General features: G+C 30.3%; 14 protein-coding genes. 9 read left to right on the top strand and 5 right to left on the bottom strand.

From position 1 onward, the window contains the following. Positions 1-16 precede the first annotated feature (16 nt). A complete protein-coding gene (locus tag ACH2BO_RS09455) occupies positions 17-337 on the bottom strand; it encodes a YbaB/EbfC family nucleoid-associated protein (protein WP_395044499.1) in 321 nt (106 codons plus the stop codon). 154 nt (positions 338-491) lie between these two features. On the opposite strand from ACH2BO_RS09455, the gene ACH2BO_RS09450 reads away from it, so the two are divergent. Continuing rightward, positions 492-2,552: a S9 family peptidase gene (locus ACH2BO_RS09450; protein WP_395044498.1), complete on the top strand. Its 2,061-nt coding sequence runs from the start codon at positions 492-494 to the stop codon at positions 2,550-2,552. A 78-nt stretch (positions 2,553-2,630) separates the two neighbouring features. Further along, positions 2,631-3,671 (top strand): PLP-dependent cysteine synthase family protein, encoded by a 1,041-nt coding sequence (locus ACH2BO_RS09445; protein WP_395044497.1) that lies wholly within the window; start codon positions 2,631-2,633, stop codon positions 3,669-3,671. 60 nt (positions 3,672-3,731) lie between these two features. Here the strand turns inward: ACH2BO_RS09445 and ACH2BO_RS09440 are convergent, their stop codons facing one another. The 4 genes from ACH2BO_RS09440 to ACH2BO_RS09425 all read right to left on the bottom strand — a co-directional run bounded on the left by ACH2BO_RS09440 (position 3,732) and on the right by ACH2BO_RS09425 (position 7,663). Beyond that, on the bottom strand, positions 3,732-4,112 hold the full coding sequence (locus ACH2BO_RS09440; protein ID WP_395044496.1) for a DUF4258 domain-containing protein: 381 nt from the start codon (positions 4,110-4,112) through the stop codon (positions 3,732-3,734). A gap of 55 nt (positions 4,113-4,167) precedes the next feature. Further along, positions 4,168-5,361, bottom strand: coding sequence for an alanine dehydrogenase (locus ACH2BO_RS09435; RefSeq protein WP_395044495.1), 1,194 nt, complete (start codon positions 5,359-5,361; stop codon positions 4,168-4,170). A gap of 135 nt (positions 5,362-5,496) precedes the next feature. After that, positions 5,497-5,904 carry a tRNA (adenosine(37)-N6)-threonylcarbamoyltransferase complex ATPase subunit type 1 TsaE gene (gene tsaE / locus ACH2BO_RS09430; RefSeq protein WP_395044494.1) on the bottom strand — a complete coding sequence of 136 codons (408 nt, stop codon included), beginning with the start codon at positions 5,902-5,904 and terminating at the stop codon, positions 5,497-5,499. 205 nt (positions 5,905-6,109) lie between these two features. Continuing rightward, positions 6,110-7,663, bottom strand: coding sequence for a PglZ domain-containing protein (locus tag ACH2BO_RS09425; RefSeq protein ID WP_395044493.1), 1,554 nt, complete (start codon positions 7,661-7,663; stop codon positions 6,110-6,112). 354 nt (positions 7,664-8,017) lie between these two features. Between ACH2BO_RS09425 and ACH2BO_RS09420 the strand changes: the two genes are divergently transcribed. The 7 genes from ACH2BO_RS09420 (at position 8,018) to ACH2BO_RS09390 (ending at position 14,358) form a co-directional block, all read left to right on the top strand. Continuing rightward, entirely contained in the window at positions 8,018-8,425 is a 408-nt protein-coding gene (locus ACH2BO_RS09420; RefSeq protein ID WP_395044492.1) for an Imm44 family immunity protein, read from the top strand. 132 nt (positions 8,426-8,557) lie between these two features. Next, positions 8,558-10,090 (top strand): RHS repeat domain-containing protein, encoded by a 1,533-nt coding sequence (locus ACH2BO_RS09415; RefSeq protein WP_395044491.1) that lies wholly within the window; start codon positions 8,558-8,560, stop codon positions 10,088-10,090. 8 nt (positions 10,091-10,098) lie between these two features. Then, entirely contained in the window at positions 10,099-10,512 is a 414-nt protein-coding gene (locus tag ACH2BO_RS09410) for a hypothetical protein (protein WP_395044490.1), read from the top strand. Positions 10,513-10,603: 91 nt separating this feature from the next. After that, on the top strand, positions 10,604-10,726 hold the full coding sequence (locus ACH2BO_RS09405) for a hypothetical protein (protein ID WP_395044489.1): 123 nt from the start codon (positions 10,604-10,606) through the stop codon (positions 10,724-10,726). Positions 10,727-10,772: 46 nt separating this feature from the next. Continuing rightward, complete coding sequence (locus ACH2BO_RS09400) at positions 10,773-11,135, top strand: hypothetical protein (protein WP_395044488.1); 363 nt, start codon at positions 10,773-10,775, stop codon at positions 11,133-11,135. 472 nt (positions 11,136-11,607) lie between these two features. After that, positions 11,608-12,075: a DUF6252 family protein gene (locus tag ACH2BO_RS09395; RefSeq protein ID WP_395044487.1), complete on the top strand. Its 468-nt coding sequence runs from the start codon at positions 11,608-11,610 to the stop codon at positions 12,073-12,075. Between the two features lie 249 nt (positions 12,076-12,324). Beyond that, a complete protein-coding gene (locus tag ACH2BO_RS09390; protein WP_395044486.1) occupies positions 12,325-14,358 on the top strand; it encodes a M13 family metallopeptidase in 2,034 nt (677 codons plus the stop codon). Positions 14,359-14,586: the final 228 nt, after the last annotated feature.

Genomic DNA, 14,586 nt, shown 5'->3' with positions numbered 1-14,586 from the left:
ATTTCAAAATAGAAATTTATTTAAACATGTCTTCCATACCAGGAATCATTGGCATATCTACTTTTGTAACGGCATCAAGTTCGGCTTTGTTTACACTTTCAGCTTTAGTGAAGGCTTTGTTTATTACTAAAATTAAATAATCCTCAAGTTGTTCTTTATCTTCTAATAAAGTGTCATCTATTGTAATTGATTTTAATTTATTGTTAGCAGTAAAAGTTACTTTTATTAAACCGTCGTTACTTTGTTCATCTATTAAAATGGTATCCAATCGTTTTTTAGTTTCTTCAATTTTGTTTTGGGTATCTCTCAATTTTCCCATCATTGCCATTAAGTCCATATCTTTTTTTTTTTACAAAAGTAAAGAATTTCAATGTCAATATCAATTTCAAAACTCAAAATTTTCATTGTTAATTTCTATTGAATAACTTAATGAAAATACAATTTTTAAAAGAGTTGTTTGCTTTAAATTTGTTATAGAATTTATTAAAATTATGACTAAAGAATTACAAGCGCCAATTGCAAAGATTATTCCACACGAAATAGAAAAACACAAACATATTCGTGTTGATAATTACTATTGGTTAAACGATAGAGAAAATCCAGAAGTAATTGATTATCTAAACAAAGAAAACGAATATTACAATCAATCAACGCAACATACTAAAGCTTTTCAGAAGGATTTATTTGAAGAAATGAAAGTTAGAATTAAGGAAGATGATGAATCGGTTCCTTATTTTTATAATGGATATTTCTATATTACAAGATTTGAAAAAGGAAAAGATTATCCAATTCATTCACGAAAAAAAGAAAGATTAGATGCTATAGAAGAAATTCTTTTTGATTGTAATGAAATGGCTAAAGATTTTAGTTATTTCAACCTGAATGGAATAAGTATTAGTGAAGATAATAAATGGGTATCTTATGGCATTGATACCGTTTCAAGACGTCAATATACTATTCAAATTAAGAATTTAGAAACCAATGAAATTCTACCTTTAAAAATTGAAAACACTACTGGTGGCGCAACTTGGGCTAATGATAATAAAACTATTTTTTATTCAAGAAAAGATGAAATTACACTTAGACCAGATAAAATTTTTAAACATAAATTAGGTTCAAATTCTAATGATGACCAAGTAGTATACTTTGAAAAAGATGATACTTTTGATGTTTCGGTTTATAAATCCAAATCTAAGAAATACATCATTATTACTTCTGGAAGCACTTTAACGACTGAATATCAAATTCTTTTAGCAGAAACTCCAGACAAAAAATTCAAAGTTTTTCAGAAACGTACTCGTGAATTGGAATATTCTATTTCGCATTATGAAGATAGTTTTTATATTGTTACCAATAAAGATGATGCTACTAATTTCAAACTAATGAAAACTCCAGAAGCTAAAACTTCAAAAGAAAATTGGGTTGATTTAATTGGTCATCGAGAAGATGTTTTATTTGAAGGAATTGATATTTTCAAAGATTATTTAGTGGTTTCTGAACGTTCAAATGGTTTAAATAAAATTAAAATCATACCTTGGAATGGGAGTGAAGCATACTATTTACCATTTGATATAGAAACATATACTGCCGAAACCACTACAAATATTGATTTTGATACTGAAATTTTAAGATATGTTTATCAATCCATGGCAACACCAAGTTCTATGATTGATTTTAATATGCGAACCAAGGAGAAAGTAGTTCTAAAAGAACAACAAGTTCTTGGAGGAACATTTGATAAAAATAATTATACCGAAAAACGCATTTGGGCAACCGCAACCGATGGAACAAAAGTGCCAATATCAATGGTTTATAAAAAAGGAATTAAACTAAATTCTGAAAATCCATTTTTGTTATATGCTTATGGTTCGTATGGAATGAATATTGATCCCTATTTTTCGACAGCACGATTATCATTATTGGATAGAGGATTTATTTATGCAATTGCACACATTCGTGGTGGCGAGGATTTAGGAAGAAGTTGGTATGAAGACGGAAAATTATTAAAAAAGAAAAACACGTTTACCGATTTTATTGATTGTTCTAAGTATGTAATTTCTCAAAAATATACATCATCAAAACATTTATATGCCGAAGGTGGTTCTGCAGGAGGATTATTAATTGGTGCAATTGCCAATATGGCTCCAGAAATTTATAACGGATTAATTGCTCAAGTTGCTTTTGTAGATGTAGTAACAACAATGTTAGACGAAACTATACCATTAACGACTGGAGAATATGACGAATGGGGAAACCCAAATGTTAAAAAATATTATAATTATATGTTGACCTATTCGCCTTATGATAATGTAGAAAAAAAGGAATATCCTAATATGTATGTTTCAACAGGATTACACGATTCGCAGGTACAATATTGGGAACCAGCAAAATGGGTTGCTAAATTGAGAAGTTTAAAAACAAATAATAATCAATTATTTCTTGATACAAACATGGATACAGGACATGGTGGTGCGTCTGGAAGGTTTGAATCTCTTAAAGAAGTTGCCAAAGAATATAGTTTTTTGTTAGATTTAGAAAAAATTAAAAAATAGTTTAAAATATTTTATTAAATTTGCAACGTTTCGTGGCTATTAATTATTTTTATAAATGCCTCAACAAATTTTTTATTTATGAAAGAAGAAATAAAAGCTTTTAATAATGTTTTGGAATTAATAGGAAATACACCTCTTATTAAGCTAAACCGAGTTACCGAATATTTAGAAGGTAATTTTTATGCTAAGGTTGAAGCATTTAATCCAGGACATTCTACTAAAGATAGAATTGCTTTATATATAATTGAAGAAGCCGAAAGAAAAGGAATATTAAAACCAGGTGATACTATCATTGAAACTACTTCTGGCAATACTGGTTTTAGTATTGCAATGGTAAGTATTATTAAAGGTTATGATTGTATTTTGGCAGTAAGTTCTAAATCTTCTAAAGATAAAATAGACATGCTAAGAACAATGGGAGCAAAGGTATATGTTTGTCCTGCTCACGTTTCTGCAGATGATGAACGTTCCTATTATAATGTTGCCAAACGTTTGCACGAAGAAACTAAAGGTTCTGTATATATCAATCAATATTTTAATCAATTGAATATTGATGCTCATTATAAAACTACTGGTCCAGAAATTTGGGAACAAACCAACGGAAAAATCACACATCTTGTAGCTTGTAGCGGAACTGGAGGAACAATTTCTGGAACTGCAAAATTCCTTAAAGAACAAAACCCAGACATTAGAATTCTTGGTGTTGATGCTTTTGGTTCAGTATTAAAAAAATACCATGAAACAAAAGAATTTGATAACAATGAAATTTATCCATACAGAATAGAAGGATTGGGTAAAAATTTAATTCCTACAGCTACCGATTTTGATATTATTGATGGTTTTATGAAAGTAACAGATGAGCAAAGTGCTCACGTTACAAGAGAAATTGCCAAAAAAGAAGGATTATTTGTTGGTTATACATCTGGTGCAGCTTTGCAAGCAGTAAGACAATTTGCCGAAGAAGGAGAATTTACTGCAGAAAGTAATGTAGTTATTATTTTTCCAGATCATGGTTCACGATACATGAGTAAAGTTTTTAGTGATGACTGGATGAACGAGCAAGGTTTCTTTGATAGCATTAATGCCGAGGAAGTTCAAAAAATAGAATTTATAAAATAAGTACACTATTATTTAATACTAAAACTCCAATTTGTTTAATTTCAAATTGGAGTTTTTTTATTATTTTCTCTTTCTAATAATATCTTCTAGAACAGCTTTACTTGCATAGTTAATAACTCTTAGCGTAATTGTATCTTTCTTAACAGTTTGACCCTCTATAATATAAAGTTTTCCTTTATTGTATTCAACATTACTTTTATCAAAATCAACATCACCATAAGTAAGTGTGTTTTTTATATCGACTGTATCAATCCAATCTTCAGATAATTTTCTTGATGCTTCAATGCTGTATTGAAATGGCTTGTTTCGTAAATCGTTTAAAACTCTAGCATTTGGAAAATAATTACAGCGTGTATCTTTTCCAGAAAGCACTAATGCTACAACAAAAGCTCCCATAACTAATCCAACCAAATAATAAGCCAATCTTTGATAAAACTTCATTCTTATTTTTTTTGCAAATGTAATGTAAAGATTATAATATTTGCAATTACTAGATTTAAAAAACTATTAAATTAATATCACTATCTGGCAAGTTAAACCAATCTCCAATTGCTTTGTTGGTTAATATTCCGTGATATAAATAAACTCCATTTTTTAATCCTTTGTTACATCTAATAGAGCTTTCAATACCACCATCTTCGGCAATTTGAAGTAAATATGGAGTGATTATATTGCTGATAGAAAGTGAAGCTGTTTTAGAATATCGTGACGGAATATTTGGCACACAATAATGAACAACATTGCTTTTTATAAAAGTTGGTTTTTCGTGAGTTGTTATTTCTGAAGTTTCAAAACAACCACCTGTATCGATACTAACATCTACAATTACCGCACCTTTTTTCATGAGTTCGACCATGGTTTCGGTAACTACAATCGGACATCGTTCTTTGCCTCGCATTGCACCAATAGCTACATCGCATCGGCGAAGCGCTTTTAACAACGCTTTGGGTTGAATGGTTGATGTAAATACTCGTTGACTCAAATTGTTTTGTAAACGACGTAATTTTGTAATCGAATTATCAAATACTTTTACACTTGCACCTAAACCGACAGCAGTTTTAGCAGCAAATTCACCTACAGTTCCAGCACCAATAATTACAACCTCTGTTGGTGGAACACCTGTTATGTTACCAAATAATAATCCTTTTCCGAATTGATTGTTAATCATTAATTCTGCTGCAACCAGTATTGATGCAGTTCCAGCAATTTCACTTAAAGATTTTACAGCAGGATAAGAACCATCTTCGTCTTTAATATATTCAAATGCTAATGCTGTAATTTTCTTTTTTGTTAAAGCTTCAAAATATTCTTTCTTTCTAGTTTTGAGTTGTATAGCCGAAATGATTATTGAATTTGGATTCATTAATTCAATCTCGGTCATTGTTGGTGGTTCAACTTTTAAAAGCATCGGACAAGACAATACTTTTTGATTGTCTTTAGTAATTTCTGCACCAGCATCACTGTATTCTTTATCACTATAACTTGAACTTTCACCTGCGCCAGATTCCATTAAAATGCGATGACCATGAGCAGTTAGCGAGTGAACTGCATCTGGAGTTAAACATATTCTACGTTCTTGATAACTGGTTTCTTTAGGAATTCCAATAAAGAGTTCGCTTTTATGACGCGCAATTTCGAGCTTTTCTTCTTGAGGTAGCAGTTGCTGTTTTGTAAAAGGTGTAAGTGACATAGATTACATTATATTGGCACAAGTTACAAAAAAAACAAATTCAATTTCAATTTCAATGTCAATATCAATTGCAATCTCAAGTACAATGTCAATATCAAATTCAATTGTGACAGAAAATATGACTTTTACAAATAATTATTGCAAAATCAATTTACGTTTTCCGTCTTGAAGTATTTCTATATTTATTGTTGAATGTTCCTCTGGAATTAAACTTGGAATATTCTCTGGCCATTCTATAAAACACCAATTACCAGAATATAAGTATTCTTCAATTCCCATATCCAACGCTTCTGTTTCGTTTTTAAGACGATAAACATCAAAATGATAAATGTATTGATTGTCAGTAATTTGATATTGATTAACTAAAGAAAAGGTTGGACTGCTTGTAGCATCATTTACACCAAGATTTTTGGCTAATGATTTAATTAATGTGGTTTTTCCAACACCCATATTTCCTTTAAAAAGTAGTACTTTTTTTGGGTTTTCGGATAGGATTTTTTGTGCTACAGCATTTATTTCTTCTAATGAAAAGATGATTTCCATGGGATTAGTGTTCAGTGTTCAGTGTTCAGTTTTCAGTTTTCAGTTTTCAGTTTTCAGTGTTCAGTTTTCAGTGTTCAGTGTTCAGTGTTCAGTGTTCAGTGTTCAGTGTTCAGTGTTCAGTGTTCAGTTTTCAGTGTTCAGTTTTCAGTGTTCAGTTTTTAGTGTTCAGTTAACTGATGACTATATTTTGAACACTAATTGCTATTTATCTTGGGTTAAAAACTAAAAACGGTACAATAACTTCTTCTAACGAAATTCCGCCATGTTGGTAGGTGTTTCTATAATAACTTACATAATGATTGTAATTGTTTACGTAAGCTAAGAAATTATCATTTTTGGCAAATATAAAAGAACTACTCATATTGATGGTTGGAAGCCCAATTTTTTTCGGATCTTTAATAGCATAAACATCTTTGTCTTCATAGGATAAACTTCTTCCGGTTTTGTATCTAAGGTTTAAACTGGTGTTTTTATCGCCAATCACTTTGGTTGGATTTTTCACATTTATAGTTCCGTGGTCTGTGGTTATAATCAATTTAAAACCAAGTTTTTGGGCTTGCTGAATGATGTCTAATAAAGGTGAATTTCTAAACCAACTAAGTGTTAATGAACGGTATGCTTTATCATCTGATGCTAATTCTTTTACCACATCCATTTCGGTTTTGGCATGCGAAAGCATATCCACAAAGTTATACACTACCGTTACTAAGTTGTTGTCTTTTAAAGTTCTAAAATTGTCTGCTAGTTTTTTTCCTCCAGCAAGATTAGTGATTTTGAAATAGTCTTGTTTAATATTTAATCCTAATCTTTTTAAATGTGCTGTTAAAAATTCTGCTTCAAAAAGGTTTTTTCCACCTTCTTCCACATCATTTTTCCAATATTGTGGAAACTGTTTTTCCATTTCGAGTGGTGTTAATCCTGAAAAAATAGCATTTCTAGCATATTGAGTTGCGGTTGGCAAGATTGCATAATAAGCCACTTCTTTTTCTAGTTTATAGTAATTATTAATGGTACTTTCCATTGCTTTCCATTGGTCGTAACGCAAGTTATCAATTACTACAAACAACACTGGCTTTTCTTTTTTTACCAATTCAGGAACGACCAATTCTCTGAATAAGGTGTGCGATTGAATTGGTTTATCCGCTTTTGGCTCGAACCAATCTTCATAATTTCGTTCAATGAATTTTCCGAATTGCGAATTGGCTTCGGTTTTTTGAGATTCAAGAATGTCTATCAAATTAGTATCTTCGATATTTTCTAATTCTAATTCCCAGAATATTAACTTTTTATATAATTCAACCCAATCTTCATAAGAATTGACCATTGCTAATTCTAGAGCAATTTTGCGAAATTCTTTCTGATAATCTAAAGTAGTTTTCTCGGAAACCAATCTTGAATGATCTAGATTTTTCTTTAAACTTAATAAAATCTGATTTGGATTGACTGGTTTAATTAAATAATCGGCAATTTTAGAACCAATTGCTTCTTCCATGATATATTCTTCTTCACTTTTGGTAATCATGATTACTGGAGTAGAAGATTTTTTTTCTTTAATTTCTTGCAGCGTTTCTAAACCGCTCATTCCTGGCATGTTTTCGTCAAGAAAAACAATGTCAAAATTATTATCGGCAAATACATCAACAGCATCACGACCATTATTGCAAGTTGTTACTTCGTAGTTTTTCTTTTCTAGAAAGATGATGTGTGGTTTGAGTAAATCGATTTCGTCATCAACCCAAAGTATTTTTATTTTATCCATAATAGCACATAAATTTGTTGCAATTTAATATTTATTAAACGATGCTTATGCTAATATTATTGTAAAATAAATAACATTTGAATAATTCTTTATATTACTCTACTCTATAAATTATAAAACCACCACGAAGCTTAGTTATGGTCTTTGAACTCGAAGCATAATTAAAAACAAACATTAATATATTTTGCATAAGTTTGTTAAAAACAAATAAATGCAAGAAGGTTATTACTTTATTTTTTGGAACAATTCGTTTAAATGTTAAATTTACGAAATATTATTGTGGCTGCGAGGTCAAAGACCATCGCAGAGCACTACGAGACACTTCGTAGAGCTGGGAAAATAAATATAAAAGATATGAATATAGGATTTGGATTGCAATTTTCGAGAGAGTTTACAAATGAAGATTTTTCAATTATTGATAAAATTGAAGTAGAGTTAAATACATACTTAGAAAGCAAAAGTTATGGTGTTAATATAGAAAAAATTTATATTGGCATTATTTGTGTATCAAAAGATTTTGAACCATTTTTTAATGTTAGACCATTAAAAATTTATAGAAAAGAAAAAACATTTGAATATGAACTTAAACTAGATTTCAATAAAATGATAAATAGTGATAATGAAAAAAGAAAAAAAATTATTTATACTGAAATATTCAAAACTACAAAAGAAATTTTTTCAGATAAAAAAGTAAATGGATTTGATAGTGACAAATTTGTTATTGATTTAGAATTTTTTACAAGAAGTGAAAAATATATTTGATTATTAACAAACCAGCTCTACGAAGTATAAAAACCACCACGATGCTCTGCGATGGTCTTTGACCTCGCAGTGTAACAAAAAAACAATATATTAAATAATGTTTTAAGAAAATACAACTATCAGTATGATGACTTGAACCGATTGCTTAATGCTGTTTATCAAAAACCTAATAACACAGTACCAGTAACTAACAGCTACAATGAAACTTTGAATTATGACAAGAATGGCAACATTCTTAACCTAAACAGAAATGGCGAATATGACGATGCGGTTGTGAGTTTACAAATAGATAGATTATCATATCGTTACAGTGCAACCCAACCCAATCAATTGATGAAAGTTGTAGATGATACCATTAACCCCAATGGTTTTAAAGATGGCACCAATACCGATGATGATTATGTGTATGATGCCAACGGAAACATGACCATTGATAAAAATAAAGGTATCACAACAGCCATCACCTATAATCATTTAAACTTACCCACCAAAATAATATTTGGTACAACAGGAACAATTGAATATCTTTACAATGCACAAGGACAAAAAGTGAAGAAAACAGTAACGATTGGCACAGCAATAACTGTAACCGATTATTTAGATGGTTATCAATATACTAATAACGTATTAGATTTTTTTGCACATAGCGAAGGATATGTAAAAAATACTGTTGTAGGAACAACTAACAATTATAATTATGTTTTTAATTATACCGACCATCTAGGTAATATTAGAGTAAGTTATGGACTAGATTCATCAAACGTTCTTAAAATTCTTGAAGAAAACAATTATTATCCTTTTGGTCTTAAACATAAAAATTATAACGTTACCAATAAAAGTTATGCAAATGGTGGAGGTAGTGTAAATTTGTTTCCTTGTGTGAATTGTGGTTATAAGTATAAGTACAACGGCAAAGAACTGCAAGACGAGTTGGGACTTAATATGTATGATTATGGAGCAAGGAATTATGACCCAGCAATTGGTAGATGGATGAATATAGACCCATTAGCTGAAACCTCTAGAAGATTTTCACCTTATACTTATGCTCTTAACAATCCTGTTTACTTTATTGACCCAGATGGAATGGAAGCGGAACATGTCAAAATAACTGGAGATGACGCAAAAAAAGCAACTAAAGAATTAGATAAATCAACTAATTTGAAGCTTTCACGAGATGAGAAAACAGGGCTTTTATCAGCAACAGGAGAAGCTAAAAATGATTATGATAAAGCATTATTAGAATCAATAAATAGTACTGATATAACTGTCAATTTAAAGACCACAACTAGTGAAACTTTTGCTGTAGGTGGAGTTGTTGGAGATATTATTGTAGGTGCATATGCGGGTTCTAGTAAGACAAAAGATGGTAAAGTTGAAACTAACCAGTTCATTAATATGAATCACGCTGAAAAAGTTGAAGATGCAGGTGCTACGAAGCAAGGTAATTCCGTTGGACATGAAGTTATTGAAAGTTTTGTTGCTGCAAAAGAAAATGGGGGTATTAATCGTCCAAATTCTGAAAATGGGGATGAAGCTTATACTAAATGGCATAATGAAGCCATAAAAGTTGACCCCAATTTTATAGATAGTGATAGGTATGATTACGTTGCTGGACAAAAATTATTAAGCTTTCCTAATCTTAAAGTTCCAGTTAAATTAAATTAAAAAGAGAAATGAAAATAAGATTAATAATTTCGACTGTGTTCCTAATAAGCATTAATGCAATATTTGGGCAAACAAAAAAAATTCAAGTGATTGAAATTGCAAATATTGATTATTATTATGTTTACAAAGTTGTGGAGTATGAAAAAACTCCTACTGACACAATAATTGTACTTGGAAACAAACCAAATAATAAAGATAATAAAGAGATACTTTTGAAAAAAGGAAAGAAATATGAAGTAGAAACTAGACTCAAATCTGCAATTAAGATTTCTGATGAAAGGTATATGTTTTGTAAACCAACTCAAAATGTCTTTAATAATGTAGTAATCTCAAATAAAAAGAGTTTACCCATATTGATTTTAAATTATAAAGAGATTCTTTTAGAAAATAAAAAGTGTAAACGCAATTGTTCTCATAAATAAAGAATGCCGACCTAATAATGCCACTATTCCAGCTCAAAGTGCTTCAGTTCAAGGAGAGACTTGTGTTAATTGTGGAGGAACATCCGAGCCAATGGTTGCTGATCATAAAACACCATTAGTACAAGAACATTATCAAACAGGAACAATTAACACAGAAAATATGCGTTCAGTAGATGCCGTACAACCTCAATGTACCACTTGTTCTGCTAAATAAGGAGCAGAGATGAGCAAATATTCAAAAGAAATGAAAGCTATAATAAATGAAAGAACAGGTAACTAATTTAGAGGATACTCAAAAAAAAATATGTACTAAATACGGTTTTACATTTGAACCGTCTAGTCTACATCTTAAGGTAGGTATATCTCTAAATGTAAAAGAAGGAATAGAACCAATTCATGCTTTAAGACATCCAGCTGAAGGCGATACAACAGGATGGTATATTTGGTCAGGAGATTATTCTGAAGACGAAGATTTCTTTAAACCATTACATTTAGTCCATTTAATGGAATGGTGTCCATCAATACTACCTTATTTAGGTCTTCCAGCAGGATGTAGAGTATTGATTGCTGATAATGGTAATTATGTAGATGTATGGGAGGACGTATCATTACTTAATATTTAAAGATTAAATAAGAATAAACGTAAAAAATAAAACCACTTCAAATCGAAGTGGTTTATTGTTTTAATAAATATCTTTTCTATTTTTAAAGCAATAACACCAACAATTAGTCCCAGATAGCGCGGATATGTAAAAGCTACGATAGCGCGGATTTGCAATCCGTGCCCACAAAGAGATTTTTTATTTGATAAAGTAGACTAAATATATTAAATTTATTTAGAAATTATAATCAACATCAAAAATGTATGTTAATGTAGTTTTTTTTATTTAGTTTGTGGGCACGGATTGCAAATCCGCGCTATCGGAAATAATCATTATCTCATTCACAGCTCTACGATGAATAAAATACAGCGTATAGTTTCTTGAAAAACTCAAATAGTTCAAAGTAATTATTTTTAAAGTTAAAATAAACAAAATTAGCTTCTAATTACTTTTTAATCAATATTTTTGCCGCTTTAATAATAAAAAAACAATTATGAAAACAATTAAAAAAGCGGTAATGCTTTTAGCAGTAGTACTAACAAGCTCTATGTTTGTAAACTGTAGTTCTGATTCTAACAACACTTCAACAGGTACGTTCTACATGAAATGTAAAGTTAATGGCGTTTTAACTGAATTTACCAACCCAGATGTTATTAATTCGTTAAGCAAATCAATAACTGGTTCAAGCGAAGCACCATCTGAATTGGTTACTTTATTTATGCCATTAACCGTTGCAACTGGTACTTTTAACATTACTAGCGAACCTTCAAATGTAAACTCTTATGGCGGAAGTTATAGTAATTTTGCTACTGATGTTTATTCTGATAATGAAACTGGAACAATGACTATTACGCAAGTTGACGCGAATGTTATTAAAGGTACATTTGCTTTTACTGGAACTAATGGTGGTGTAGTAACAACTGTTACCGAAGGTGAATTTAGAGCTGAAAATATTCAATAATTTTTTAGCTGATTTATATTGAAAAGCGTTTGCCTTGGTGAACGCTTTTTTTTGTTATTTTTTTTTAAAATAATCTGTGACCCGAGACCAAAGGTCGAACAGACGAAGTAATATGTGGCTAAAAAATAAAACTAAAAAATAGTATTGATAATTCAATAACGCTTTGCAAATTAATTATTAATATTCTTTTTGTACTTTTGGTAACAAAATTAGTAACTTTTATACTTATTATCGATTAAAACACTTTATATGAAAATTATTCAAAGAATTATTATTTTGTCATTAACAACTATTGTTATTGCAAGTTGTTCTAAAAAAGAAACTGCTTTTATTGATCCTTTATTAACCAATCGTGACACAACTGTAAGTCCATCAGAAGATTTCTTTGCTTATGCAAATGGTGGTTGGTTTAAAAATCATCCAATTCCTTCTTCAGAACGTAGTAATGGTATTTTTAGAATGATTCAAGATACTATCAACAATCAAGTAAAATCTATCTGCGAAAAATCGGCAGAAGCAAATGCTGAAAAAGGTAGTAATAAACAAAAAATTGGAGATTTTTATGCTTCCGGAATGGATTCTATATCTATTAACAAATACGGAATTGCACCATTAAAAAGTGATTTATCCAAAATTGATGCTGTAAAAGATGTTGCTGGTTTGCTAAAAACTATTGGCTATTTACACACCATTGGTTCTGGTGCAGCATTTACTTTTTATGTTTCTCAAGATGATAGAAATAGTTCTAAAAACGCCATTCAATTTATGCAAGGTGGTTTAGGTCTTGGTCAAAGAGATTATTATTTTAATACTGATGCAGAAACGGTTACCATTAGAAATGAATATGTAAAACATGTTCAAGCTATGATGCAATTAATAGGAGAGAAGCCAGATGTTGCTGCCAAAAATGCTTCTTCCATAATGAGATTGGAAACCGAACTAGCAAAAGCATCAAGAAAACTTGAAGCATTGCGTGATCCTATTAAGAATTATAATAAAATGTCTGTGACTCAATTCAATTCAATAACTCCAAATATCGATTGGAATATTTGTTTGAAAGATTTCGGAATTGCAAAAGCTGATACTGTACTTGTTGGTCAACCAGAATTTTTCAAAGCTTTAAACGGAATGATAAAAAGCAATTCTATTGAAGATTGGAAAACTTATTTAAAATGGGATTTGGTTAATACCTATGCTGCCTATTTAAATAAAGAAATTGAAAATCAAAATTTCAAATTCTATTCTACAGTTATGGGTGGTGTAAAAGTGCAAAAACCAAGATGGAAGAACGTTGTTGAGCAAACAAATAATTCATTAGGCGAGTTAATTGGTCAAGTTTATATTGAAGAATATTTGCCAAAAGGTTCTAAAGAAAAATTACTAGAAATAGGAAATAACATACGTGATATTTATGCAGAACGCATTAAAAAATTAGATTGGATGAGTGAACCAACTAAAATTAAAGCATTGCAAAAATTAAGTAAAACTGTAATGAAAGTTGGTTATCCAGACAAATGGAAAGATTTAAGTTCGATAGATATTGACAGAAGTTCTTATTGCAAAAATGTAATGGCTGTTAATAAATGGGATTATAATGAAATGATAAAAAAATATGGAAAACCTGTTGATAGAACCGAATGGGGAATGTATCCACAAACTTATAATGCTTACTACAATCCAAGCAATAACGAAATTTGTGTTCCAGCATGTAATATTTTAGTTCCAGGTTATGAAGGACGCATGCCAGACGATGCCATTCTTTATGGAATAATTGGTGGTTCAACATTTGGTCACGAAATTACTCACGGATTTGATGACCAAGGAAGTCAATATGATGACAAAGGAAACCTAAACAACTGGTGGACAGCAGAAGATGCTAAAAAATTCAAGCAAAAAACACAATTAATAGTTTCGCAATTTAGTAACTATAAAGTTGGTGATAAAAATGTAAATGGCGATGCAACACAAGGCGAAAATATTGCCGATTTGGGTGGAGTTGTAATGGGTTATGAAGCATTTAAGAAAACCAAACAATATAAAACTCAAGAAAAAATTAGCGGATTAACTCCAGACCAACGTTATTTCTTGGCTTATGGTTATGCTTGGATGGTCAATACCAATAAAGAAGCTTTGGCGCAACAAATCATGACCGATGTTCATTCGCCAGCTAAGTTTAGAATTAATGGTCCTTTGGCAAATGTTCCAGAGTTTCATAAAACGTTTAATATAAAACCAGGAAGTGCAATGTATCAAGCAGATTCTTTGCGTGTTGTAATTTGGTAATGCTATAACTATCAATAAGTTATTGTCATTTCGATACGTAAAAAATTAAATTATTATGAGATTTCTCCTTTGTCGAAAATGACAAATAGTAAATTTGAAAATTCCTTTTTTAAATAAAACTTTACTTTATTAGATAATGTAATCAGATTTGTAAAAAAAATGAAACAATCCCAATTTAATTTGGGATTTTTTTTGCGCTTTATTTTCATTATATTTGTGCAAATAAAC

Origin of the sequence: Flavobacterium sp. (assembly GCF_043773265.1) — a bacterium.
Classification (GTDB): Bacteria; Bacteroidota; Bacteroidia; order Flavobacteriales; family Flavobacteriaceae; genus Flavobacterium.
This window is presented reverse-complemented; position numbering and strand designations above follow the sequence as displayed.

Coding starts and splice junctions, on each gene's coding strand:
- ACH2BO_RS09390 (WP_395044486.1), top strand. CDS start 12,325: ATGAAAATTATTCAAAGAATTATTATTTTGTCATTAACAACTATTGTT.
- ACH2BO_RS09435 (WP_395044495.1), bottom strand. CDS start 5,361: ATGTCACTTACACCTTTTACAAAACAGCAACTGCTACCTCAAGAAGAA.
- tsaE (WP_395044494.1), bottom strand. CDS start 5,904: ATGGAAATCATCTTTTCATTAGAAGAAATAAATGCTGTAGCACAAAAA.
- ACH2BO_RS09420 (WP_395044492.1), top strand. CDS start 8,018: ATGAATATAGGATTTGGATTGCAATTTTCGAGAGAGTTTACAAATGAA.
- ACH2BO_RS09445 (WP_395044497.1), top strand. CDS start 2,631: ATGAAAGAAGAAATAAAAGCTTTTAATAATGTTTTGGAATTAATAGGA.
- ACH2BO_RS09400 (WP_395044488.1), top strand. CDS start 10,773: ATGAAAGAACAGGTAACTAATTTAGAGGATACTCAAAAAAAAATATGT.
- ACH2BO_RS09405 (WP_395044489.1), top strand. CDS start 10,604: ATGGTTGCTGATCATAAAACACCATTAGTACAAGAACATTATCAAACA.
- ACH2BO_RS09450 (WP_395044498.1), top strand. CDS start 492: ATGACTAAAGAATTACAAGCGCCAATTGCAAAGATTATTCCACACGAA.
- ACH2BO_RS09440 (WP_395044496.1), bottom strand. CDS start 4,112: ATGAAGTTTTATCAAAGATTGGCTTATTATTTGGTTGGATTAGTTATG.
- ACH2BO_RS09425 (WP_395044493.1), bottom strand. CDS start 7,663: ATGGATAAAATAAAAATACTTTGGGTTGATGACGAAATCGATTTACTC.
- ACH2BO_RS09410 (WP_395044490.1), top strand. CDS start 10,099: ATGAAAATAAGATTAATAATTTCGACTGTGTTCCTAATAAGCATTAAT.
- ACH2BO_RS09455 (WP_395044499.1), bottom strand. CDS start 337: ATGGACTTAATGGCAATGATGGGAAAATTGAGAGATACCCAAAACAAA.
- ACH2BO_RS09395 (WP_395044487.1), top strand. CDS start 11,608: ATGAAAACAATTAAAAAAGCGGTAATGCTTTTAGCAGTAGTACTAACA.